Here is a 23,423-nt window from a genome sequence, read left to right as displayed (position 1 = left end):
CAACTTGATTCCTACGTTTCCCTCAGATGACATCTCACGCACCTCACGAAGGGAAACGCGTGAACGCCGTCCCCACTGTGCTGCTCGACGTCGCCGACCAGGTACGCACGCTGCTGGCGCCCCGGTTCCCCGATGCCGCCGCCATGTTCCGGCAGTGCTTCCTCAACACGCTGGAGACCACGGTCAAACGGCTCCCTGACGGGACCACGTTCGTGCTGACCGGCGACATCCCGGCCATGTGGCTGCGCGACTCCGCCGCCCAGATCGAGCCGTACGTCCGGCACGCCGCGGCAGACGACGACCTGCGGGCGATGGTCCGCGGGGTGATCCGCAGGCACGCCCGCTACGTCGCGCTCGACCCGTACGCCAACGCCTTCAACGAGACCCCCGACGGCCAGGGCCACCAGGACGACCACACCGAGCTGACCCCCTGGGTCTGGGAACGCAAGTGGGAGCTCGACTCCCTGTGCCACCCGCTCAGGCTGCTGCACCTCTACTGGACGGCCACCGGCGACGCCGAGGTCTTCGACGAGGACGTGCACCGCATGCTCGCCGTCGCGGTCGCGACCATGCGCGCCGAGCAGCACCCGGACCGCTCCCCCTACAGCTTCGAACGCCCGCACCCCGAGCAGCCCACGGACACGCTCGTCAACGAAGGCCGCGGCCCCGCGTGCGGCCACACGGGCATGGTCCGCTCGGCGTTCCGGCCCAGCGACGACGCCTGCACCTACGGTTTCCTCGTCCCGGCCAACATGTTCGCGGTCGTCGTGCTCGGCCACGTCGCGGCCTTCGCCCGCGACTTCTACGCCGACCAGGCCCTCGCCGACGCCGCCGCCGCGCTGCGCGCCCAGATCGAGGACGGCATCCGCCGGCACGCGATCGTCGACCATCCGCGCCACGGCCCGATCTACGCGTACGAGACCGACGGCCTCGGCAACCACCTGCTGATGGACGACGCGAACATCCCGAGCCTGCTGTCCATCCCCTACCTGGGCTACCGCCCGGCCACGGACCCGACGTACCGCAACACCAGAGCCTTCGTGCTCAGCGCGGGCAACCCGTACTACAGCGAGGGCCGGCACGCGCGCGGCGTCGGCAGCCCGCACACCAAACCCGGCCAGGTCTGGCCGATGTCGCTGGCCATGCAGGGCCTGACCAGCACCGACGCGGACGAGCAGGCGGAGCTGCTGACCATGCTCGCCGCGACCACGGCCGGCACCGGCTACATCCACGAGAGCTTCGACCCCGACGACCCCGGCGTGTTCACCCGCCCCTGGTTCGGCTGGGCCAACAGCCTGTACGCGCAGTTCGCCATGGAGGTGGCGGCGCCATGACCCAGACGCTCGCCGGCCCGCCCGCGGTCGGCGGCCGGGCCTCCCCCGGCCACGCCAAGCCCAGGCGCTCGCTGCTGTCGCGGCACCAGGCGCGGGCCGGGATCCTGTTCGCGACGCCGCCGATGGTGCTGTTCGTCATCTTCACCGTGCTGCCCGTGGTCGGCGCGCTCGGCCTGAGCTTCACCAGCTACGACGTGTTCACGCCGCCGTCGTGGGCCGGCCTGGAGAACTACGCCAGGCTGATGGAGGACACCACCTTCTTCGCCACGCTCAAGAACATCCTGTTCTACTGCGTGATGTTCGTGCCGCTGATGATCGCCGCCTCGCTGCTGCTCGCAGTGGCGCTCAACAGCAGACTGCCGGCGATGGGCGTCTTCCGCACCATCTACTACATCCCCGTCGTGACCTCGCCGGTGGCCGCCGCGACCGTGTGGACGTGGATGCTCAACAGCCACTACGGCCCGATCAACGAGATCCTCGGCCTCCTCGGCATCCAGGGCCCGGCGTGGGTGGGCGACAGCAGCACGGCCATGGTCTCGATCGTGCTGGTCACGCTCTGGCAGGGCATCGGCTCCAACATGCTGATCTACCTCGCCGGGCTGCAGAACATCCCGGCCCCCCTGTACGAGGCCGCCGCGCTCGACGGCGCCGGCCGCTGGGCGGCGTTCGCCCACGTCACCTGGCCGCAGCTGCGGCTGACCACGCTGTTCGTCACGACGCTGTCGCTGATCGGCGCCTTCCAGCTGTTCGACCAGGCGTACGTGATGACCAAGGGCGGCCCCGGCAACTCGACGCTCACGCCCGTCTACCAGATCTACGAGACCGCCTTCAACCGGCTGCAGATGGGCTACGCCTCGGCGCAGGCGTTCACGCTGTTCCTCATCATCGTGGCGGTCACCGTGATCAACATGCGGATCAACCGGAGTGACGAGACATGACCATGGCCAGGCGGATCAGGATCGCCCTGTTCTACGGGGTGCTCACCGTCGTCGGGGCGTTCATGCTGCTGCCGTTCCTGTGGTCGCTGAGCACGTCGCTCAAGCCGGATGACGAGATCATCGCCCTGCCGATCAAGTGGCTGCCCAGCTCGATCACCTTCGAGCACTACTGGACGGCGTTCACCGCGGTGCCGTTCGCCCGGCACTTCGCCAACTCGATGCTGCTGGCCGTGGCGGGGGTGGTCACCAACCTGCTGCTCGGGGCGATGGCCGGGTACGCCTTCGCGCGGCTGCCGTTCCGTGGCAGCAAGGTGCTCTTCCGGCTGCTGCTGGGGTCGATGATGGTGCCGGCCGTGGTGACGCTGGTGCCGTCGTTCGTCATCGTCCGCAGCATGCCGCTCGCGGGCGGCAACGACATCGCCGGGCAGGGCGGCATCGGGCTGCTCAACACGTACTGGGCGGTGATCCTGCCGGGCGCGGTCGGCGCGTTCGCGGTGTTCATGATGCGGCAGTTCTTCCTGTCCCTGCCCAAGGACCTCGGCGAGGCGGCCCGCGTGGACGGCTGCCCCGAGTTCCGCATCTTCTGGAAGATCTACCTCCCGCTGTGCCGGCCCGCGCTGGCCACGCTCGCGGTGTTCACGTTCGTCGCGGGCTGGAACGGCTTCCTCTGGCCGCTGATCGTGCTCAACGACCCCGACATGAACACCATCCAGATGAGCCTGGCCGCCTTCTCCTTCAACCGGCAGACCGACTACGGGCCGCTCATGGCCGGATCCATCGTCGCGATGGCGCCCACGCTCCTGCTGTTCGCCTTCGCGCAGCGCTACCTCACCCGGGGTCTGGCCTTCACCGGCTCCGGCCTGCAATGACATGACTCTCACGAAAGGAATGAGCCGCCGATGCACGCGACCCTGACCAGGCGGCTGGCGGCCGCCGCCCTCGCCGTCGCGACGGTGATCACCACCGGCTGCGCCTCCTCCGGCACCACCTCCTCCTCAGCGGACGGGGTCGTCAAGCTGAAGTTCTGGGGCGACTGGTCGGGGGAAGGCGAGCAGCAGTTCAGGACGATGACCGCGGCCTTCAACAAGACCCACCCCAAGATCCAGGTCGAGTACGTCGTCCAGGAGGACATCCTCACCAAGTTCCTCACCGCCTCCACCTCGGGCCAGGCCCCCGACGTGATGTTCTGGGACCGCTGGCGCACCGCGAGCTACGCCCCCAAGAACGTGCTGCTCCCGCTCGACGACCTGCTCAAGAAGGACGGCATCCCCAAGGAGCGCTTCTACGGCGAGGCCGTGCGCGAGCTCACACACGACGGCAAGCTGTACGGCCTGCCGCTCACGGTCGACGCCCGCGCGCTGTTCTACAACAAGGCCCATCTCAAGGAGGCCGGCATCGAGCCGCCGCGCACCTGGGACGAGCTGGAGAAAGCCGCGGTCAAGCTGACCAGGCGCGAGGACGGCAAGCTCGTACGGGCTGGGCTGTCCATGGACGACACCGGCCTGTTCAGCATGTACCTGCGCCAGGCCGGCGGCCGGATGGTCACCGACGACTGCTCCAGCACCGCCTTCAACGGCCCCCAGGGCCTGCGGACGCTCGACCTGTGGAGCCGGATGATCAAGGCGGGCGTCTACCAGAGCGGCTTCGAGAAGGGGCTCGGCGAGGGCACCGACGCCTTCGCCACCGGCAAGGTCTCCATGATCCTCACCGGGCCGTGGAACATCACCACGTACAAGAAGTACGGCAAGGACCTCGACTTCGGCATCGTGCCGCCGCCGAGCGGCCCGCAGGGCGGCCAGGCCAGCCTCATGGGCGGCTTCGGCCTGGTGATCCCGCGCGCCGGCAAGCAGCAGGACGCGGCCTGGGAGTTCGTCAAGTGGTGGACGGCCGAGAAGGACAACGCCATGTTGTGGGCGAAGACCAGCCTGAACATCCCCGGCAACGTCGAGGCCGCGCAGGATCCGTTCTTCTCCGGCGACCCGTTCTGGAAGCCCATCATCGACACGCTGCAGTACGCCAAGATCCGTCCCGCCTGCGCCGGCTACCCGCCGATGGAGGAGGAGGCGGTCATCCCGAACCTCCAGCTCTTCATGGAGGGCAAGGTCAGCGCACAACAGGCCCTCGCCCAGGCACAGCAGCAGGGCGACCGGGTCCTGAAGGACAACAACCTCAACTAAGGAAGCGCCGGTGAGATCACGCCTCGCGGCTGCCTGTGTCCTGTTGTCGGCAGCTCTCGTCCAGCCCGTCCTGCCTGCTCAAGCCGCCGTCCGGCACGTCCCCGCGGACGCCGACGCCGCCATGCGGGCCTTCGTCGCGACCTTCTGGGACCCGGCGAAGAAATACTTCTACACCAACAGCGACCGCCGCATCCACGAGCACGCGCACGGGCCGGAGAACGGTCTCTACACCGACTTCTGGTGGGAGGCGCAGCTGTGGGAGCTGGTGATGGACGCCTACGAGCGCACCCGCAGCGCCGAGTACCGCCGCATGATCGACGACGTCTACGCCGGGTTCGTCGCCGCCTATCCGGAGTGGGAGAACGACTTCAACGACGATCTCGGCTGGTGGGCGCTGGCCGGCGCGCGGGCGTACGAGATCACCCGCGACGCCAGGTACCTGAACAGGTCCCGGGAGCTGTTCGACCGCATCTGGGCCTTTCACGACTCGACGTACGGCGGCGGCATCTGGTGGCGCAGGAGCGTGCGCGACCAGAAGAACGTCGCCACCAACGCCCCCGCCGCGCTCACCGCCACCAAGCTCTACGCCGCCACCGGCGAGGCGAGCTACCTGGAGCGGGCGCGCGGCCTGTTCGCCTGGATCAAGGCCAACCTCCAGGAGAACGGCCACGTGTACGACCACCTGGAGGGCTCCGGCACCCTCGTCAAATGGGACTTCAGCTACAACTTCGGCACCTACATCAGCGCCGCCGCCGCGCTGCACAAGGCGACCGGCGCCGCGTCCTACCTGGCCGACGCCCGCGCGGCGGCCGACTGGGTCACCACTTACCTCACCAACGGCGGCACGGTGATGCAGGAGGGCGTCAACGACGGCGGCGGGTTCAAGGCGCGGCTGATCCGCGGGCTCAACACGCTGGTCAAGGAGCACGGCCAGCGCCGGTATCTGCCGTTCCTGCAGCGCAACGCCACCCAGGCGTGGCAGCACCGCCGCAGGCCGGACAACCTGGTGGGGCCTGACTGGTCGGCGCCGGCGCCGAGCACGTACCTGCAGAGCCTGACCGCGGCCGCCGCCGTCAGCACGCTGCAGATCGTCCAGCCGGACGGCAACGCCGGGCTCCAGCCGGAGAACGGCGTCTACGAGGCCGAGAACGCGGTGCCGGTCGGCATCGGCGGCGAGAGCAGCCAGCCCGGCCACAGCGGCCGCGGCTACCTGGCCGGCTGGAACAGCTCAGGACAGACGCTCACCTTCCACGTGAACGTCGCCTCCGCCGGAGCGCACAAGCTGACCTTCCGGTACGCCGCGGGTGCGGGAGACGCCACCCGCCGCGTCCTCGTGAACGGCGCTCAGGTCGCCGCCGGCCAGCCGTTCCCCTCCACCGGCGGCTGGGGCACGTGGAGCACGGCCGTGCTGGACGGCGTCACCCTCGCCCGGGGCTACAACATGATCCGGCTCGAGATGGGCTCGAACTTCCTCAACCTCGACCGGCTCGACCTCTCCGGGCCGGTCTCGTGCGCTTCGCAGGGGTGCTGACCTGCGGCTTGGCGGACATACTCTGCGCATACCGGCGATCTTTAGCCTTTCAGGCGTTGTTCCGCGCAGCGGAGCACCGCACTTTCTCATCGACTGGCAAAGGATCACTCATGCCCAAGTTCTCCGCCCCGAAGACGCTCGTCACGGTCATCGGGGTCGCCGCCGCCCTCAGCGTCATGGCGCCCGCGACGGCCGCCTCGGCCGCCTCGGCCGGGTGCCGCATCGCGTCGGGCAAGATCAGCACCAAGGACGGCAACGTCAGCTACCGGCTCGAGCTCTGCACCAACGGCTTCGGCAAGGCGAGCGGCACCGTGCGGGACACCAAGAGCGACACCTGGACGGCCGTGGTCGAGGTCTCCTTCAAGAAGAAGAACGGCGACGAGATCGACGGCGGCTACAAGGAGGCCGGGCGGAAGAAGGGCACGAAGGACTTCAGCTTCTCCACCAGCCGCACCAACCTCGACCGCATCACCATCAGGGCCAAGCGCTGCCTGCCGGGCACGATCGTCTGCAACAACACCAAGACCTTCACGCTCTACCCCTGACCTGAGCCCCCGGTCCCGTGGCTGCGGACGGGGCCGGGCCGCACGCTCTGACGTCGCCGGTCACGTGCCGGGACGCACCAGGCCGCTCTCGTAGGCGAGGATGACGAGCTGGACCCGGTCGCGGACGTTCAGCTTGGCGATGGCCCTGGTGATGTGGGTCTTGGCGGTGAGCGGGCTGATGACGAGGCGTTCGGCGATCTCGCCGTTGGACAGGCCGAGCGCCACGAGCCTGACCGCCTCCAGCTCCCGCGAGGTCAGAGCGGCCAGCCGCCGGTCCGCGCCGGGCGCCGCGACCTGCCGGTGGGCGAACTGCTCGATGACGCGCCGCGTCACCCCCGGCGACAGCAGGGCGTCTCCCCCGGCGACGGCGGCCACCGCGCGGCGCAGGTCGGCGGGCTCGACCTCTTTGGTGAGGAAGCCGCTGGCCCCGGCACGCAGGGCGGCGAAGACGTGCTCGTCGGTGTCGAATGTGGTGAGGATGATGACCCGGCAGCCCGACGTGGCCGGGTCGGTGACGATGCGGCGGGTGGCCGTGATGCCGTCGGTGCCCGGCATGCGGATGTCCATGAGGATCACGTCGGGGCGGGTGCGCGCGGCCAGGCGTACGGTCTCCTCGCCGTCCTGGGCCTCGCCGACGACCGTGATGTCCCGCGAACGGGCCAGCAGGCTGCGGAAACCGGCCCGTACGAGGGCCTGGTCGTCGGCGAGCAGCACCGTGATCGTCATGCCGTCGAGCCTGCCACAGGAAGCTCCGCCCGTACGGCGAAGCCGCCCCCGGGGACGGGCCCGGCGGTGAGCGCGCCCCCGAGTGCGCTCACCCGCTCACGCATGCCGGCCAGGCCGTGGCCTTCGGCGATCTCGGCGCCGTCGGGGACGCCGCGGCCGTCGTCGACGACCTCGACGGTGATCGCGTGCGGCCGGTAGCCGATCGTCACCGTGGCCGAGCCCGCTCCCGCGTGCTTGAGGGTGTTGGCGAGTGACTCCTGCACGATGCGGTGCACGGCGATGGCGGTCACGGCGGGGACGTCCGTACGGTCACCGTTCTCGTCGAGACGCACGTCGAGCCCGCCCGCGCGGGCGTCGGCGATGAGCAGGTCCAGGGAGGCCAGGTCCGCCTGGGGCGCGGTCACCTCCGGGCCGTCGCGCAGGACCGTGATGAGGGAGCGCAGGTCGGCCATCGCCCGGTTCCTGACGTCCTTGGCCACGCGCAGCGCGGCGGCGGCCTCCTCCGGGTCCTCCTCCAGGACGTCGGCGGCGACGTTGAGCTGCACGCCGACGACGGCCAGCGTGTGCGCGATGACGTCGTGGACCTCGTGCGAGACGCGCAGCCGTTCCTCGGCGGCGTGCGCGCGGCGGTCGGTCTCGCGCAGCCGCTCGCGCCAGCGCAGCGCGGCGGCGTAGGTGAGGCCCGCGGCGATGAGCAGCGCCAGCAGCACTCCTTCGCCCACGACGTGGATGACGTAACGGGTCAGGTTCCGGTCGATGATGAAGCGCGCGTCGAACGCCGAGTACGCCAGCTGGGCCACGCCGACGGCGGCCACCCAGCGGACGCGGGGTGTGGTGGCGGCGGTGAAGTACGCGACCGCGGCCGGCCAGATCCACCCGGCGGGCGGCCAGTGCCCGGTGAGGTGATAGGCGAAGACGCCGGCGACCGACAGCAGCAGCACGGTCATCGGCCATCGGCGCCTGACCAGGAGGAGCCCTCCGAGGAACAGGCCGAGCGGGATCGTGCCGTCCCAGGGGTTGCGGACCCCGGTGGCCAGGGCCACGGTGACGAAGAAGACCAGGGTGAGGACGGCGAGCGTGGTGTCGGTGATGCCGGCGAGGTGCCGGAGGGGCGCGGGTTCGCGGCGCGGGGGCGGCTCGGCCATGTGGGGGCTCATTCTCGAAGGTGACGGGTGAGCCGACCGGCGCCGGCCGGCTCCGGACGTGTCTACCAGTCCCGGCTCAGACGTGGGTGACGAGCAGGGTCACGCCCGCCTCGCCGCCGCAGTCGACGAACACGGGCCCGACCCCGTTGCCGATCTTGGAGTCGAGCTTCGCCTTGGCCACGAACCCCTTCGGGTCGTCCTTGACGATGCGGATGTTCCGCAGCACCGGGTTCTTCCTGTCGAGCCCGGCGAGCACGCCCTTGAGCCCCTTGCCGCCGCCGCAGTGACCGGTGATCGTCACCTCCTGGCCGCGCTCGGTGGTGGGGTTGGGGCTGACCTGGACCACGGCCCGCGCGCCCTTCGGCGGTTTCGGCGCGGCGGTCACGCCCGCTTGGGCGCCGGCCGGTGCGCCGGCCGCCAGGAGACCCGCCGTCAGGCTCAGCCCGGCGATGGCGGTGGTCATTTTCCTGTTCATGCTGATTCCTTCGGGTTCTCGGCCGATCAACTCGACGAGCAACGCTAGGCCGGGCGGCGGTGGGAGCGCGTCGTCCGTTGATCGTCACTTGGCCGTGCTCCGTTCGCCGTACGTGCTACTCCGATCGGAGTAGTTCGCGACGGCGGAGGCGGACACGAGCGTCGCGCCGGCGAGGCCGCCCCAGAGCGCGGCCGGGCCGTGGGCGGCGAGCGCGGTGATGACCGCCGGGGAGACGGCGAGGCCGAAGCCCGTGGAGAGCTGGAAGCGGGCGAGGGCGCGTCCCATGACCTGCGCGGGGGCGGTCGCGGCGACGAGCGCGGTGGCGCTGCCGGCGTACAGGATCTCGCCGATCGTGCAGACCACGGACACGAGGACGACGGCCGGCGCGCCCCAGCCGGATCCCAGCGAGGTCGCCGCGAGAAAGCCCAGGTAGGACGCGGCGAGCACCACCCCGGACAGCGCCAGCACGGTACGCCGGGAGAAGCGCGACATCAGGACGGTGACCGGCACCTGCAACGTGATCACCAGCACGGTGTTGGCCACGTAGATGACGGCCGGCCACACCGGAGAGGCGTGCAACCGGGTGACGAGGACCAGAGGGAGCGCGATCTCGGGGACGTTGAGGCAGAAGGCGTAGATCACGTTGGCGGCCAGCAGCGCGACCATCCGGGGTGCCGGCTCGTCGTTCCCGTCCGCGGCTTCGGCGGGCTCGGCGCGTACGTGCACCGACCACGCCAGCGCCGCCGCGGCGAGGTACGCGAGCCCCGTGACCACCGCCAGCACCTGCAACGCGGCGACGCCGCCCGCCAGGAACGCGGTCGCGACGAGCGCGCCGGCGCCCAGACCGGCGTTGCGCAGGGAGCGGCCCGCCGCGAGGGCGGCATCGCGGACCCGGCCGTGCGCGACCGTCGTGATGAGGGCCGCGTGGGCGGCCGGCCACGCCTGGTTGCCGATGCCGAGGAACAACGCCGCCGCCCCGAACAGCCAGGCGTTCCCCGCAGGCGTGGCCGTCAGCAGCGCCACGCCCAGCACCCGTACCAGCATCGACGCCGCCACGACCGTGCTGCGCGCGCCCCGGTCCAGCCACCGGCCGGCCCCGGGCATGCACACCAGGCCCATGACGATGCCGGCCGTCATGGCGGCGCCCGTCGCCGCCGCCGACAGCTGCAGCACCAGCACCCCGTACAGCAGCAGGAAGGGCCGCAGCAGGCCGGTGCCGAGCGCGTCCACGGCCAGGGCGACGGCGTAGCGCGGGCCTCCCGAGGCGCGGATGAGGTCGCGCGGCTTGATCGTGGTGGTGGACATGGCGTCAACCGTGCGTCCCGCTGCGGGGCCGGCCCGCGACGATTGACGGAAATCGTCAACCGGTGCGGGCCCGCACGGGGCGACCGGCGATGATGGGGGGATGACGGTGCGGATCGACATCAGCGGCCTGCCGGCGGAGCGGCTGCGGTTCGCGGCCTCCCCGCTGGCCGAGCTGACCGCGATGCTGCACGTGCTCGCCGAGCCCGGCCACCACCCGCGGCTCGCCGGCTGGGCCGCGGACGTCTGGGCCGGACTGCGGCCCGAGCTGGCCGAGCGGCTGCGGGAGGCGGAGTTCCTGTGGCGGTCCTCGCGTGCCGACTTCCTCGTCCCCGCCCGGCCGCGGCCGACGCTCGCCGAGGAGCTCGACGACGTGGACCTGATCGACGATGAGACGTACGTGACCGCCGCGCTCGTCACCACGTGCGGCAGCAACCGGGTGCACTTCGGCGCGCCGTCGCCGCTCACCGACGCGACCGCCCGCGAGCGGGCACTCGACCTGGCCCAGGCCCGCGGCGCGCTCCAGGAGGCCTTCGCGGAACGGCTGCTCGCGGACCCGGCCGCCGTCCGTGCCCGGGTGCGGCAGACCCTGGAGCAGTGCGCGGACGCCTTCTTCGACGCCGCCTGGGCGGACTTCGCCGTGCGACTCGCCACCGACCTGCGCCTGAAGAACGACCTGCTCAGGCGTCAGGGCATCGCGGCGGCGCTCGCCTCGGCCTCCGAAGCCCTCACCCTGGCGCCCGGCGGCGACCGCATCGAGGTGGACAAGTTGCAGGACAACGCGACCACCGCGCGCGGCGGGCTCACCTTCCTGCCCACCGTCTTCGGCCACCCGCACCTCGTGGTGATCCACGCCCCCGGGTGGCAGCCGGTGGTCCAATACCCCGTGGCGCGCACGCCGCAGCCGGTCCCGCTGGACACGGTCACCCAGCGGCTGGAGGCGCTCGCCCATCCCGTACGCCTGCGGCTGCTGCGCACCCTGGCCCGCGGCCCCCATACGACCGGCGAGCTGGCCGACGCCTGGGCGCTCACGCCCCCTGAGGTCTCCCGCCACCTCGCCGTGCTGCGCCGCGCCGGCCTGCTCACGTCCCGGCGCGACGGCCGTTACGTCCGCTACACCGTGAACGTCCCGGACCTCACGGCCCTGGGCAGCGACCTGCTCACGGCCGTCCTACGCTGAGCGGCCTGCGGCGGCGGGCGAGCAGCGCCAGCAGGATCACCATGAGCAGGCCCAGCGCCGACAGCTCCAGCTTGTCGGCGAGGGTGGCGGCGTTGGCCGGCACGCCGAAGGCGGTGTGGCCGGTCAACGCCCCGCCGGCCAGGCAGATGCCGTGCCGGTCGGTCCAGGCCGTGCTCGCCGCCCAGCGGCGTACCAGCCGGCCGGCCACCACGGCGAGCAGCGCCGCGGCCACCATCGGCACCGCCACCCAGCCGCCGTGCGTGAAGGCGGGCTGATCCGCCCCGCCGAAGGGGAACAGCAGCGCCAGGTAGCCGAACCCGGCCACCAGCCCGAGCGCTCCGGCCGCCCAGGGCATGGGGACGGGCGCTTGCGTTCGTACGCCGGCCGGCACACGCAGCGCCACCACCGCCAGCAGCACCACGGCGGCCACGCAGCCGACGAGCACCGTGGGGGGCGCCTGGTAGCCGGGGTCGATGGAGGTCGCCACCGTCACCCGCAGCAGCAGCCCGCCCAGCACGAACACCACCGCGGCCACGACGAGCCCGGTGCGCTTGAGGTAGGGCCGCTCGCGCAGCGACGGGACGGCCAGATCGGTCAGCAGGATCGGCAGCGCCACGCTGAACACCGCGTGGTAGGGCAGGTTGAGCTCGGTGTAGGCGGTGTTCAGCCCGAGGAACCTGGGCGCCCAATCCGCCGCCCCGTACATGGTCGGGCTGCTGAGCGCCTGCAGCACAAGGCCCTCCTCGACGATGCCGTACGCCAGGCCGAGCAGCAGGATCGACGGCCAGCCCCCGCGGCGCCGTCGGACCAGCTCACGGATCAGCACCGTGCCGGCGCCGTAGATCGGGATCCACAGCAGGAGCAGCCAGATCTGGCTGAGCGGTGGATTGCCCAGGGTCAGTTCTGCGACGACGGGAGTGACCACCGCCAGCAGCAACGCGGCGCGTCGGCCGCCCTTCGGTTCGTCCATGACGCCAGCGTGGCGGGCGGCCGAGCCCCGTCTCTGCCGGCGACCGGCCGGACCTGGGCAGCCCCGGTCGCTTTCCTCCCGGACCTCCGGCCGTCCGGTTGATGACTTTGGTTGGGGCCGCCGGTGACCAGGGTTGCTCACGCGGGACGAGGTGGCGAACTACGATCGGCGGTTGTGTTCCTCACTGGCGTGGACGACGAGCGGCCCCGCTGGGTCGTGAGCGCGGCCGGTTTCGTGCCCACCCTGGCCGGGGCGGTGGCCGTGGTCTGGGGCGACCTGGCGGGCGGCCGGCACCTGGCCGTCGACCTGGTGGGCGGCGCGCTGGCCTGCGCGGGCGTGTGGTGGTGCCGCAGGTGGCCCGTGGGCGTGGGGCTGGCGGTGATCGCCATCTCGGTGGTCGCCGCGTCCGCGTCCGTGGCGGCGGGGATCGCCGCGTTGTTCGCCGCCCTCTACCGGAAGCCGCGGGTGGCTCTCGCAGTGGGCGCGGCGGGGGTGGCGGCGACGCTGGTCAGGTTCGCGCTGCGGCCGCCCGGTTTCGCGCCTTACCCGGTGTGGGCGCTGGTCGGGGTGCTGTTCGGGGCGGCGGTGACCGCGTGGGGGATGCTCGCGCGTACCCGCAGGGAGCTGGTGCGGTCGCTGGCGGAGCGAGCCCGCCGCGCCGAGGCCGAGCAGCGGTCGCGCGCCGAGGAGGCGCGCCGAGCCGAGCGGCTCGGCATCGCCAGGGAGATGCACGACGTGCTCGCCCACCGGCTGTCGCTGCTGGCGGTGCACGCGGGGGCGCTGGAGTTCAACGCGGGCGCGACGCCGGGCGAGGTCGCGGAGACGGCCGGGGTGATCAGGTCGAGCGCCCGCCAGGCGCTGGAGGAGCTGCGGGAGGTCATCTCCGTCCTGCGCGGCCCCGCCTCGCGCACCGGGGACACGGATCTCGGGGCGCTGGTGGAGGAGTCGCGGCGGGCGGGGACGCAGGTCGAGCTGCGGGATCACGGCGTACGCCTGTCCGAGGCGCCCGGCGCGGTGGGCCGCGCGGCGTACCGGATCGTGCAGGAAGGGCTCACGAACGCGCGCAAGCACGCGCCAGGCCGGCCCGTCACCGTGCTCGTGTCGCACCCGGACGGCGAGCTGGTGGTCGAGGTGCGCAACCCGCTGCCCGGCGCTCCCGCCCCGCTGGCCGAGGCCGGGGCGGGGGCGGGGCTCGAAGGGCTCTCTGAACGGGCCGCGCTGGCCGGGGGACGGCTCGAGTACGGGCCGGCGGCCGGGGGCGCGTTCGTGCTGGCGGCCCGGCTGCCGTGGCCCGGCTAGCATGATCCGGGTGGGAGCCGACTCGAGCGCGCCGATCCGGGTGCTGATCGTCGACGACGACGCGCTCGTACGCGCCGGGCTGACCCTGATGCTCAAAGGCGCCCCCGGCCTGCACATCGTCGGCGCCGTGGCCGACGGCAGCGAGGTCGAGCCCGCCGTCGCCGAGCACCGGCCCGACGTGGTGCTCATGGACATCAGGATGAACGGCCTCGACGGGATCGAGGCGACCAGGCGGCTGCGCGCCCGCGCAGGAGCGCCCGAGGTGGTGGTGCTCACCACGTTCGACGCCGACGAACTGGTGTTCAGGGCGTTGCGGTCGGGGGCGAGCGGGTTCCTGCTCAAGGACACCCCGCCCGAGGGCATCGTGGACGCCGTACGCAAGGTCGCGGCCGGCGAGCCGATCCTGTCACCGAGCGTCACCCGCACGCTCATCGCCCACCTGATGCCCGAAGAGGAGCACCGGCGGCGCGACGACGCCCGCGAGGTGCTGGCGCGGCTGAGCGAGCGGGAGCGCGAGGTGGCATTGGCGGTCGGCCAGGGGAAGCCGAACGCGGTGATCGCCGGTGAGCTGCACATGAGCGTCGGCACCGTGAAGGGCTACATCTCCCGCATCCTCACCAAGGCGGGCCTGGACAACCGCGTCCAGCTGGCCCTCATCGCGCACGACGCCGAGCTCGACTGATCACCTGGGCAGAGTCCAGGCGGCGCCCTTCACCAACGACCCGGCCGGTTCGGGGCGCAACTTTTCGCCTACCGGCAGCATCCTATAGATCATGAAATCTCGGAGGTTACTCACGGGACTCACCGTCACCGCCCTCGCGGCGACCGCCCAGCCCGCACTCGCCGAGGCGCCGGCCACCATCGCCTACGCACAGCGCACGAAGGGCTGGGAAGTGGTGCTGACCAGCGGCAAGGTGGTGAAGGTGCCACAGGCGCTGACCGTGGCGCCCAAGGACGCGGTCAACGCGGGTGCGCGGGCGCCGTTCCTCGTCAGCGGCGACGGGCGTCACCTGTTCTACTACCGCAAGAAGGACGGCCTGTTCGTGGAGCGGACCGTCCACGGCAAGGAGCGGGTGGTCGCCAAGGGCATCACGGCGTACGCGATCGGTGAGGAATGGCCGGTCGTGGCCCCTGACGGGAGCTATGTGCTCATGGAGACGTCGGGGCCCGGCTTGAGCTACTTCACGGACCTGCGCACGCGCAAGACCATGGGACCGCCGGAGAAGACGGATGCGTGGGCCCTGCTCGGGTTCAGCCCGGACGGCAAGCGGCTGCTGCTGAGCGGCGAGCGGGTGGTCGTGTTCGACCGTGCGCTGCGCTCACGTCTGCGGCTCAAGACGCGGCTGTCGCCGAGCGCGCTCGCGGGCGACCACACCACCGCGGCCGTGCTGGTCGGCAAGTACGACAAGTACCGGCAGCTGCGCCTGATGAACCTGCGCACCGGTCGCGCCGGCGCGGTGGTGAACGTGCGGCTGCCGCGCGGCCAGTACATCCACGACGTCGACTTCGACCGCTCCGACCGGCTGGTCGTGCGGTCGAAGACCGCGACGGGCGTGGCGGTCTACCAGGTCTCGCGCAGGACGGGCGCGGTGAAGCCGCTGAAGAAGATCAAGCGGCCGAACGTGGCGACGTGGGTGCTCCCCGGCGACGAGAGCTACGAGCGGTGGACGGAGAAGCGCTCTTAGTGCCAGGACCACCCTCGATCCTCGCCCGTCCGCCCGTGCGCACGCCGGCCCGCACCGGTTGGATCTTCACCATGACGAACGAGGGTTTTCCCGGCAGGTGGATCGAAGGCGTCGGCTTGGTCGCGGGGCCTGCGCTGGTGATGGGCGGGGTGCTGCTGAAACTCGGGTACGACGCGTTCTTCCCCGAGCAGCTCGCCGCCTTCGCCGGCAGCCCCGCCCAGCTGACGGCCGCCTACAGCTGCTTCGCCGCCGGAGTCGTGCTGCTGGCCGCCGCCGTCCTGGGCCTGGTCAGGCGGATCGCCGCCACCCACCCGCTGCTCGCCCAGTGGGGCCTCGCCCTCACCCTGGCGGGGCTGTTCGCCCGCGCCTTCCACGCCGGCGTCTCCCACCTGGCCTTCCAGCTGGTGGACGTCCAGGGTCTGCGGGCGGCCCAGCAGGCCATCAACGAGCAGTACGGCTCCTTCCACATCTTCCAGACGATCAACCTGGCCACCATGGCGGGCTGGGTCGTCCTCGCCGCCGGCACGTGGCGCTCGGGCGCGCTCGGACGGGTGCAGTCGGTGGCCCTGGCGCTGATGGCGGCCATGCCGGTCGGGGTGCTCAAGGGCACCGGCGTGACGTCGATCATCGCCGCGGCCGGACTGTGCGTCGCGCTCATCCCGCTCGGCGTCAAGGTGCTCGCGCGGGGACCGGCGCCCAAGTGGTGGACGTACCCCCTGGCCGCCGTCATCGTCGCCGGCGCCACCCTGATCGGCCTCGCGGGATAAATCACTCGCCGATCGGGCGGGATTCCGATGTAATCCCCTGCCATGCGCATCACCTCGGACACCGTGACCGACGGCATCCGCGAGCAGCCGTTCACCATCGGCGAGATCCCCGGGGTGCTGTGGACGCCCGCCGGCGCCTCAGGGCCCCGTCCGCTGGTCCTCATCGGGCACGGCGGCGGCCAGCACAAGAAGGGATGGGAGGTCGTCTCCCGGGCCTTCCCTTACGTCACCACCTGCGGCTTCGCGGTCGCCGCGATCGACGCCCCTGGCACCGGCGACCGGCCCGAGCACCCGGAGATCCGGCGGCTCGTCGCGCAGATCCAGGAACGCGAGGCCGCCGGTCTGCCCTTCGGCCCGGCTTGGCCCGCACTGAACGAGACCGTGGCGGCGCAGCTCATCCCCGACTGGCGCACCACCCTGGACGCGCTGCAAAAGCTGGACCACGTCGGCGACCGCCATCCGGTCGGCTATTACGGCTTGTCCGCGGCCGGCGAGATGGGCATCCGCCTCGTCGCCGCCGAGCCCCGCATCACCGCCGCCGTCCTCGGCCTCATCGGCAGCGAGTGGCTCATCGACACCGCGGCGCGGATCACGATCCCCGTCGAGTTCGTGCTGCAGTGGGACGACGAAGGCCAGCCGCGAGACTCGGTCATGAGGCTGTTCGAGGCGCTCGGCTCCGCCGAGAAGACCCTGCACGCCAACCCGGGCGGTCACTTCCGGGTGCCGTCCTTCGAGATCGACAGCTCGATCCGCTTCTTCACCCGGCACCTGACCTAACGGTGAACGGCCCGGCGGGCCTCGTACCAGGTCTCGCCGACCGGTTCGCCCGCCATGTTCCAGCTCCACGAGATCGTCGGCGTGATGCGCAGGTAATGGCCGGGCCCGACCATGCCCACCCGCTCCACCGGCCCGTCCGCCTCCCCGTAGACGCGGACGCCCCGCGCCACGAACGGGTTGAAGGACACCATGTCGTCCACGACGAGGGAGACCTTCGTACGGCCCTGGCCGACGTTGCGGAACTTGCGGGTGTGCAGGACGGACTCCCCCGAACCTCCCACCCAGAACAGGCTCCCGTCGAACTCGAAGGCCACCGGAACCACGTCCGGCTGATCATCGGCCGAGACGGTGGCGAGCCGCGCGAGCGGCTGCGACTGCAGGAAAGCGATCTCTTCCTCGGTGAACGACACGACCTATCCCCTCGGACTGTTCAGGATCACGCCAGACTAGCCGAGCCCTCTGACGATCCTGGCGCGCAAGGAGTGCAGGGCCTGGCGGAGTTCGGCCGGCTCGATGTCGGTGAGGTCGGAGTCGAAGGTGAGCAGCAGACCGGCGATGCCCGGCCAGGACCAGGCGCCCAGCGTGAGGCGGCAGGTGGTCTCCGTGACGGAGGTGACCATCGACCCGCCGGGAGCGTAGCGGGCGACGGTGGCGGCGGGCAGCGCGAGGGTGGCCGAGCCCCGGCACGGCCAGTCGGCGAGGGCGTCGCCCCGGTCGGGCGCGGTCATGACGAAGGCGACCGGATCGCCGTGCGGGATGTCGCGCCGGTCGAAGGGGATGTGCGTGGGAGCGTGCGCCTGGATGCGGTCCATGCGCATGGCCCGCCAGCGGCTGCCTTTCAGGTCGAAGGCGACCAGGTACCAGCGCGCCGCCCACACCACGAGGTCGTGGGGTTCGAGCGTGAGCGTGACGGGCCGCTCGCCGTCGCCGGTGTAGTCGACGCGTACGAGGTGCCGCCGGTTGATCGCGCTGCCCACCGCGCGGACGGTCTCGGCGTCGATCGGCGGAGCGGGGAACTCCCAGTAATTACGGGCGGATGAGACGGTGAACGCCTCGGCGTGCAGGCGGCTGCGCGCGGGCATCGCCTGGTGCAGCGTGGCGAGCGCGCGGGCCGCGTTCTCCCTGATGCCGGACAGCACCGCGGGGACGGTCTGCAGCGCGACCGCCGTCGCGACGGCCTGCTCCTCGTCGAACACGACCGGCGGCAGCCGCGCGTCGGGGCCGAGCCGGTAACCGCCGCCCGTGCCGCGCACGGCCTCGATCTCGTACCCGAGCTCCCTGAGCGTGTCGATGTCGCGGCGCACGGTCCGCACCGACGTGCCGAGCCGGGTGGCGAGCTGCTCGGCGGTCAGGGTCGCGCCGATCCCGAAAATGGACAGCAGCTTGAGCGTACGCGCGGAGGTGGCAGCCATGGTTCTCCGATTCTCTCCCCAATAGTTGCCACTCGGCGGCAACTATGTCCGCCATGGTTCCGGGTCATGACTACTTCTCGGACTTCGTCCGTACCCATGGCGGCGCTGCTCGTGGTGCTGTTCGGGTCGTTCATGGACCTGCTTGACGCGACGATCGTCACGGTCGCCGCCCCGGCGATCTCGCGGGACATCGGCGCCGACGACGCCCAGATCCAGTGGACGATCGCCGCCTACACCCTCGCCCTCGGCGCTGGCCTGATCACCGGCGGCCGGCTCGGTGACCAGTACGGCCGCAAGCGGCTGTTCCTCATCGGCCTGGCCGGGTTCATGGTGACCTCGGCGCTGTGCGCGCTGGCCGCCGACCCGGCGATGCTCATCGGCATGCGGGCCGCGCAGGGACTCACCGGCGGCATCATGGTGCCGCAGGTGTTCGGGATCATCCGGGCCTCGTTCCCCCCGGAGGAGCGGGCCAAGGCGTTCGGCGCGTACGGGGCCGTCCAGGGTCTCGCCTCGGTCGCGGGGCCGCTGCTCGGCGGGCTGCTCGTCGAGGCCGACCTGTTCGGACTGGGCTGGCGGACGATCTTCTGGATCAACGTGCCCGTCTCCGTCGTGGCCCTCGTCGTCGGCGCGAAGGTGCTGCCCGAGTCCCGCTCCGCCTCGACCGCACGCCTTGACCTGGCAGGCGCGCTCCTGGCCGCCGCGGGCATCCTGCTCCTGCTGCTGCCGATCATCCAGTCCGAGACGTGGAGCTGGGGCTCCTACGCGCTCCTGGCGGCCGGGGTCGTCGTGCTCGCGATCTTCCTCGCGTACGAGCGCCGCCTCACCGCCCGCGGCGCCGAGCCCGTCTTCGACCCCGCCCTGCTGCGCATCCGCGCCTTCGCCGTCGGCTTGGCCGCTTCCGTGCTGTTCTTCGGCGGCATCGGGCCGTACTTCCTGACCCTCTCGGTCTACCTGCAGAACGGCACCGGCCGCACCGCCCTGGAGGCCGGTCTGGTGATCCTGCCGTACGCGCTCGGCTCGATGGTCACCTCCGGCCTCGGCGTCGCGCTGGCCGCCAAGGCCGGCAGAACGCTGCTGGTCGCCGGCTCGCTCACGATCGCGGCCTCGCACCTCGTCCTGTGGTACGTCGTCAAGGACGGCGACGATCCCGGCTACTGGCTGCTCGCCCTGGCCCTGTTCATCGGCGGTCTGGGCCTCGGGCTCGCCGCGCCGATCCTCGTCAACGTCGTCCTGGCCGGCGTTCCAGGCCGCAACGCGGGCGCGGCGGGCGGCGTCCTGTCCACCGTCACCCAGCTCGGCGGCGCCGCCGGCATCGCCGTCCTCGGCACGGTGTTCTTCACCGCGGCCGCCGGTCCGGCCGGCTTCAGCCACGCCCTCGCCGTCGTCCTGCTCGCCTCAGCCGCGCTCTACCTGATCACGGCCGTGGTGATGCTGGCACTCCCGAAGACCGCTTAGAGGCCGGCGCCCCCGGCTGGTCGGTCGCCCGAATGCGCTCGATCAAGGCGTGCAGCCGTTGGGCGTCGCGGAAGCTCGGGGCGTGCCGGGTGTCGTCGTGCACGTCGGCGGCCCGTCGGCCGGCCGTACCGGAGATCTCCGGCCGGGTAGCCTGGCCGCCGAACCCGACCGATGGCGACGCAACCTCGCCGTCACCCTTCACGGCCTGCGCCCGTCATCGTCCAGCACCGCATGACGCGTCTGCACAAGCCGGCGCGGCCGATCGCTTCAGCTCCTGGTGGTGGTCAGCCATCGGCGTACGTCGGACATGGCGGTGCCGTCGCTGTCGGCGTCGATGCCGGCGGCCAGGTCGGCGATGGAGATCTCGGCGAGTGCGCGTGACCAGGCGTCCTGGGCGGCGGCCATGGCGCGGGCGATCGCACACGGTCGTGCGCACCGTTCGGCGGGGATGCCGAGGGGGCCGCGCTGCCTGATCTCGGCGCATCGGTACGCGGGCTCGTCCCCGTCGATGGCCCGCACCACCTCCAGGGCGCTGATCTCCGCGGCGGGCCTGGTGAGGGTGTAGCCGCCGACCTGCCCCATGGTGGAGCGGACGATCCCGGCCCGCGACAGCGCCTGCAGGTGCTTGGCCGTGTACGCCGGCGGCGTGCCGTGGAGTTCGGCCAGCCGTGCCGCCGGCACCGGTTCGTGGCTCTGGCTGAGCGTGACGCAGCTGTGCAACGCCCACTCCACCCCGCTCGACATCTTCATGCCCCCACCCTACCCATCCCGGACAACAGATATCCGAGTTGTGATATGAACTCGGATAGAAAACATCCGAGAAGAAGGAGCGGAGTGCCCATGACGCAGACAGCACGGCAATCCAGCCGCACCTCGCTGGGAGTGGCGGCCTTAGCGTTGTTCGTCGCGGCGGCGAACCTGCGACCGGCCATCGCGGCCGTCTCGCCGCTCGTCGACCAGATCCGCGCCGACCTGGATCTGTCGGCGACCGGGGTGTCGCTGCTGACCACCGTCCCGACGCTGGCCATGGGCGTGTGCGCGCCGCTGGCCGCATACGCGGGCCGCCGGTACGGCCTGCAGTCCGGCGTGCTCGCCGGGCTCGTGATCATCGCCCTCGCCACGGCGGCGCGCCTGCTCGGCGAGTCCACCTGGCTCCAGCTGAGCAGCGCGGCGATCGTCGGAGCGGGGATCGCCATCGCCCAAACCCTGCTGCCCGCCGTGGTCAAGACGCGCTTCGCCGCCCGCGCCGGGCTGGTCACCGGCCTCTACACCGCCGGGCTCGGCCTGGGCGGCGCGGTGGCGGCAGGAGTGAGCGCGCCGCTGGCCGGCGCCCTCGGCTCCTGGCCCGGAGCGCTCGCGTCCTGGGCGGTGCTCGCGCTGGCGGGCATCGCGTTGTGGTCGGCCGCCAAGGGTCCCCTGGGCCTGGACGACGTCCCCGCCCCCGCCGGGCCCGTGACCCGGCAGATGCCCTGGCGCAGCGGCGTGGCCTGGCACATCACCATGTTGTCGGCCGTCAACTCCGCCCTGTACTACTGCGAGCTGGCCTGGGTGACGCCGCTGCTGCACGACGACGCCGGTCGCGACGCGGCGGCCGCCGGAGGCATGCTGACCGTGATGATCTTCATTCAGGTCGTGGCGATGCTGGCCGTACCGGCGCTGCTGGGAGAACGCCGCGGCCCATGGGCGGGCCTGGCGCTCACGATGACGCTGACCGCCGCCGGCTTCCTGGGGCTGGCGTACGCGCCGGGCACCGCGACGTGGGTGTGGATCGCGGCGCTCGGCGTAGGGCACGGCGGGCTGTTCACGCTGGTGCTGACCCTGCCCGTGCTGGCCGGCCGCGATCCCGGCGAGGCCGGACGGATCAGCGCGATGGCGTTCTTCGTCGGCTACGGCTGCGCCGCGCTGGCCCCCCTTCTGGTGGGCGCACTGCGCGACGCCACAGGCGACTTCACCCTCGCCTTCAGCGTGCTGGGCGTGCTCGGCCTGCTCATGCTCGTGCCCATAGCCCGCCTGCGCAGCACCGTGGAACGCTGACATGCAGGCCGACCGCGTGACCCTCGAACGTCTCACCGGCCAGGAGGCCCTGGCCCGCACCTGCCACCTGGCGAACATCTACCGGGCCGCGTTCGGCGGCCCGCCCTGGCACGAGGACGAACGCGCCGCCGCCGCCTTCGCCGCACGCCTGACCGCAGACGCGCGACGCCCCGGATTCGCGGCGGTGCTGGCCTGCGACGACGGCGAACCCGTTGGTCTCGGTACGGCATGGCGCACCCCCAGGCCCTTCCCCACGGGCCGCGCCTACGACCTCGTCCGCGCCGAACTCGGTGACGCGGTGGAAACGCTGCTGGTCGGAGCGGTGGAGGTGGACGAACTGGCGGTGAGCCCGCACGCGCGCGGACAGGGCCTCGCGGGACGCATCCTCGACCTCCTGTGCGGCCGCACCGACCCTTGCTGGCTGCTGACCGCCCCGCACGCGACCGACGCGATCAGGCTCTACGAACGGCTCGGCTGGCGGCGCCTGACCGGGCCGAGGGCGACCATCGCGGTGTTCCGGCGTTCGCCGTGAACGCACTCACGCTGAGCCTTGCGCCGAGGCCCGGCCACCTCCCCGGCTCAGGCCGCCGACCGGAGCCCGGCGGGACGACGCCGGAGCGCCGGGTCGAGCAACGCCGGGGGCTTGTACTCCTGGTCGAGCGCGGTGACGTCGGTGCCCGGCGGGACGATCTTGTCGATCCGGTCGAGGAGGTCGTCGGACAGCTCGACGTCGGCCCCGGCCAGAAGGTCGTCGAGGTGCTCCATGGTGCGCGGGCCGAGGAGCGCGGCGGTGACGCCCGGGTGGGCGATGGCGAACGCCATGGCCAGGTGCGTCATGGGCAGGCCGGCCTCCTCGGCGAGCGGGATGAGCTGTTCGACGACGTCGATGCGGCGCTCGTCGGACAGGTGGCGGGAGAACTGGACGCGTTTGAGGTCGTTCGCACCGCCCTTGCGCACCCGGCCGGTCAGCAGGCCCTGGCCGAACGGGCCCCACACCATGACGCCCATGCCGTACTCCTGCGCCAGCGGCAGGACCTCCCGCTCGATGCCGCGGTTCAGGATCGAGTACGGCGGCTGCTCGGTACGGAACCGCTGCAGCCCGGCGCGTTCAGCCACCCACTGAGCCTGGACGATCATCGAGGCGGGCGTCGTCGAGGTACCGATCACGCGCACCTTGCCGGCCCTGACCAGGTCGGTCATCGCGGAAAGGGTCTCCTCCAGGTCGGTGTCCGGGTCGGGCCGCTGGAGCTGATAGATGTCGATGTAGTCGGTGCCGAGCCGGCGCAGGGAGTTCTCGACGGCGGTGGTGATCCAGCGGCGGGAGGCGCCCTGCTGGTTCGGGCCCTCGCCCATCGGCATGCCGGCCTTGGTGGCCAGGACCACCTCGTCACGGCGGCCCTTCAAAGCCCTTCCAACGATGTCCTCGGAGTCGCCATAGCGGTCGGCGGTGTCGATGAGGTTGATCCCGGCATCCATCGCCTTGTGGATGATCCGGACCGATTCGTCCGGATCATTGCCCATCTGGCTCGCGAACATCAACGTGCCAAGCGCGTAAGGGCTGACCTTGATCCCGGTCCGCCCGAGATTGCGATACTTCATGAACGTGCTCCTTGGGTCCCGGCGGCGAGTGGTCCCCGCCGGCCGGCACGCCCACCTTCCGCGGACCCGCGG

At 71.7% G+C, this 23,423-nt stretch carries 24 protein-coding genes; 15 read left to right on the top strand and 9 right to left on the bottom strand.

From position 1 onward, the window contains the following. The first annotated feature begins 59 nt into the window (after positions 1 to 59). The 6 genes from AB0K12_RS40020 to AB0K12_RS39995 all read left to right on the top strand — a co-directional run bounded on the left by AB0K12_RS40020 (position 60) and on the right by AB0K12_RS39995 (position 6,525). Complete coding sequence (locus AB0K12_RS40020) at positions 60 to 1,334, top strand: glycoside hydrolase family 125 protein (protein WP_364572959.1); 1,275 nt, start codon at positions 60 to 62, stop codon at positions 1,332 to 1,334. After that, a complete protein-coding gene (locus tag AB0K12_RS40015) occupies positions 1,331 to 2,272 on the top strand; it encodes a sugar ABC transporter permease (protein WP_364572957.1) in 942 nt (313 codons plus the stop codon). Before AB0K12_RS40020 ends, AB0K12_RS40015 begins: the two co-directional genes overlap by 4 nt. Continuing rightward, complete coding sequence (locus AB0K12_RS40010; protein WP_364572955.1) at positions 2,269 to 3,141, top strand: carbohydrate ABC transporter permease; 873 nt, start codon at positions 2,269 to 2,271, stop codon at positions 3,139 to 3,141. The genes AB0K12_RS40015 and AB0K12_RS40010 overlap by 4 nt, the downstream gene beginning before the upstream one ends. Positions 3,142 to 3,171: 30 nt before the next feature. Beyond that, a complete protein-coding gene (locus AB0K12_RS40005) occupies positions 3,172 to 4,449 on the top strand; it encodes an ABC transporter substrate-binding protein (RefSeq protein WP_364572953.1) in 1,278 nt (425 codons plus the stop codon). A gap of 10 nt (positions 4,450 to 4,459) precedes the next feature. Next, the gene (locus AB0K12_RS40000; RefSeq protein ID WP_364572951.1) at positions 4,460 to 5,980 is read left to right on the top strand and encodes a glycoside hydrolase family 76 protein; all 1,521 of its coding nucleotides are present in this window, start codon (positions 4,460 to 4,462) and stop codon (positions 5,978 to 5,980) included. 110 nt (positions 5,981 to 6,090) lie between these two features. Further along, a complete protein-coding gene (locus AB0K12_RS39995) occupies positions 6,091 to 6,525 on the top strand; it encodes a hypothetical protein (protein WP_364572949.1) in 435 nt (144 codons plus the stop codon). A gap of 60 nt (positions 6,526 to 6,585) precedes the next feature. Here the strand turns inward: AB0K12_RS39995 and AB0K12_RS39990 are convergent, their stop codons facing one another. From AB0K12_RS39990 to AB0K12_RS39975, 4 genes are all read right to left on the bottom strand, one after another. Then, positions 6,586 to 7,251, bottom strand: coding sequence for a response regulator transcription factor (locus AB0K12_RS39990; protein ID WP_345406800.1), 666 nt, complete (start codon positions 7,249 to 7,251; stop codon positions 6,586 to 6,588). Further along, positions 7,248 to 8,396: a histidine kinase gene (locus tag AB0K12_RS39985; protein ID WP_364572946.1), complete on the bottom strand. Its 1,149-nt coding sequence runs from the start codon at positions 8,394 to 8,396 to the stop codon at positions 7,248 to 7,250. Before AB0K12_RS39985 ends, AB0K12_RS39990 begins: the two co-directional genes overlap by 4 nt. A 76-nt stretch (positions 8,397 to 8,472) precedes the next feature. Continuing rightward, positions 8,473 to 8,871 carry a hypothetical protein gene (locus AB0K12_RS39980; RefSeq protein WP_364572944.1) on the bottom strand — a complete coding sequence of 133 codons (399 nt, stop codon included), beginning with the start codon at positions 8,869 to 8,871 and terminating at the stop codon, positions 8,473 to 8,475. A gap of 84 nt (positions 8,872 to 8,955) precedes the next feature. Further along, on the bottom strand, positions 8,956 to 10,176 hold the full coding sequence (locus tag AB0K12_RS39975) for an MFS transporter (protein ID WP_364572942.1): 1,221 nt from the start codon (positions 10,174 to 10,176) through the stop codon (positions 8,956 to 8,958). 100 nt (positions 10,177 to 10,276) lie between these two features. On the opposite strand from AB0K12_RS39975, the gene AB0K12_RS39970 reads away from it, so the two are divergent. Then, entirely contained in the window at positions 10,277 to 11,353 is a 1,077-nt protein-coding gene (locus tag AB0K12_RS39970; RefSeq protein WP_364572940.1) for a DUF5937 family protein, read from the top strand. On the opposite strand, the gene AB0K12_RS39965 is transcribed toward AB0K12_RS39970, so the two are convergent. Then, complete coding sequence (locus tag AB0K12_RS39965) at positions 11,334 to 12,323, bottom strand: hypothetical protein (protein ID WP_364572938.1); 990 nt, start codon at positions 12,321 to 12,323, stop codon at positions 11,334 to 11,336. The genes AB0K12_RS39970 and AB0K12_RS39965 overlap by 20 nt on opposite strands. 174 nt (positions 12,324 to 12,497) lie before the next feature. On the opposite strand from AB0K12_RS39965, the gene AB0K12_RS39960 reads away from it, so the two are divergent. The 5 genes from AB0K12_RS39960 to AB0K12_RS39940 all read left to right on the top strand — a co-directional run bounded on the left by AB0K12_RS39960 (position 12,498) and on the right by AB0K12_RS39940 (position 16,851). Next, entirely contained in the window at positions 12,498 to 13,622 is a 1,125-nt protein-coding gene (locus AB0K12_RS39960) for a histidine kinase (protein ID WP_364572936.1), read from the top strand. A gap of 1 nt (position 13,623) precedes the next feature. After that, positions 13,624 to 14,304 carry a response regulator transcription factor gene (locus AB0K12_RS39955; protein ID WP_364572934.1) on the top strand — a complete coding sequence of 227 codons (681 nt, stop codon included), beginning with the start codon at positions 13,624 to 13,626 and terminating at the stop codon, positions 14,302 to 14,304. A 91-nt stretch (positions 14,305 to 14,395) separates the two neighbouring features. Continuing rightward, positions 14,396 to 15,307, top strand: coding sequence for a hypothetical protein (locus tag AB0K12_RS39950; RefSeq protein WP_364572932.1), 912 nt, complete (start codon positions 14,396 to 14,398; stop codon positions 15,305 to 15,307). 71 nt (positions 15,308 to 15,378) lie between these two features. Beyond that, the gene (locus AB0K12_RS39945) at positions 15,379 to 16,074 is read left to right on the top strand and encodes a hypothetical protein (RefSeq protein WP_364572930.1); all 696 of its coding nucleotides are present in this window, start codon (positions 15,379 to 15,381) and stop codon (positions 16,072 to 16,074) included. A gap of 42 nt (positions 16,075 to 16,116) precedes the next feature. Then, complete coding sequence (locus AB0K12_RS39940; protein WP_364572928.1) at positions 16,117 to 16,851, top strand: alpha/beta hydrolase; 735 nt, start codon at positions 16,117 to 16,119, stop codon at positions 16,849 to 16,851. On the opposite strand, the gene AB0K12_RS39935 is transcribed toward AB0K12_RS39940, so the two are convergent. Next, a complete protein-coding gene (locus tag AB0K12_RS39935; RefSeq protein ID WP_364572926.1) occupies positions 16,848 to 17,261 on the bottom strand; it encodes a PPOX class F420-dependent oxidoreductase in 414 nt (137 codons plus the stop codon). The two genes, AB0K12_RS39940 and AB0K12_RS39935, sit on opposite strands and share 4 nt — an antisense overlap. Positions 17,262 to 17,297: 36 nt before the next feature. Then, positions 17,298 to 18,263 carry a WYL domain-containing protein gene (locus AB0K12_RS39930; protein WP_364572924.1) on the bottom strand — a complete coding sequence of 322 codons (966 nt, stop codon included), beginning with the start codon at positions 18,261 to 18,263 and terminating at the stop codon, positions 17,298 to 17,300. Positions 18,264 to 18,329: 66 nt separating this feature from the next. Between AB0K12_RS39930 and AB0K12_RS39925 the strand changes: the two genes are divergently transcribed. After that, complete coding sequence (locus tag AB0K12_RS39925) at positions 18,330 to 19,718, top strand: MFS transporter (RefSeq protein WP_364572922.1); 1,389 nt, start codon at positions 18,330 to 18,332, stop codon at positions 19,716 to 19,718. A gap of 267 nt (positions 19,719 to 19,985) precedes the next feature. Here AB0K12_RS39925 and AB0K12_RS39920 read toward each other — a convergent pair whose 3' ends face one another. Then, positions 19,986 to 20,468: an Rrf2 family transcriptional regulator gene (locus AB0K12_RS39920; RefSeq protein WP_364572920.1), complete on the bottom strand. Its 483-nt coding sequence runs from the start codon at positions 20,466 to 20,468 to the stop codon at positions 19,986 to 19,988. A 90-nt stretch (positions 20,469 to 20,558) separates the two neighbouring features. Between AB0K12_RS39920 and AB0K12_RS39915 the strand changes: the two genes are divergently transcribed. Further along, positions 20,559 to 21,752, top strand: coding sequence for an MFS transporter (locus tag AB0K12_RS39915; RefSeq protein ID WP_364572918.1), 1,194 nt, complete (start codon positions 20,559 to 20,561; stop codon positions 21,750 to 21,752). Between the two features lies 1 nt (position 21,753). Beyond that, positions 21,754 to 22,284: a GNAT family N-acetyltransferase gene (locus tag AB0K12_RS39910; protein ID WP_364572916.1), complete on the top strand. Its 531-nt coding sequence runs from the start codon at positions 21,754 to 21,756 to the stop codon at positions 22,282 to 22,284. 47 nt (positions 22,285 to 22,331) lie between these two features. On the opposite strand, the gene AB0K12_RS39905 is transcribed toward AB0K12_RS39910, so the two are convergent. Beyond that, positions 22,332 to 23,351, bottom strand: a complete 1,020-nt coding sequence (locus tag AB0K12_RS39905) for an aldo/keto reductase (RefSeq protein WP_364572914.1) — start codon at positions 23,349 to 23,351, stop codon at positions 22,332 to 22,334. Positions 23,352 to 23,423 lie beyond the last annotated feature (72 nt).

The sequence above is a fragment of the Nonomuraea sp. NPDC049419 genome (genome assembly GCF_040676995.1).
GTDB lineage: Bacteria > Actinomycetota > Actinomycetes > Streptosporangiales > Streptosporangiaceae > Nonomuraea > Nonomuraea salmonea.
Note: the sequence above shows the minus strand (reverse complement) of the source record. Positions and strands in the feature narration are given on the sequence as shown.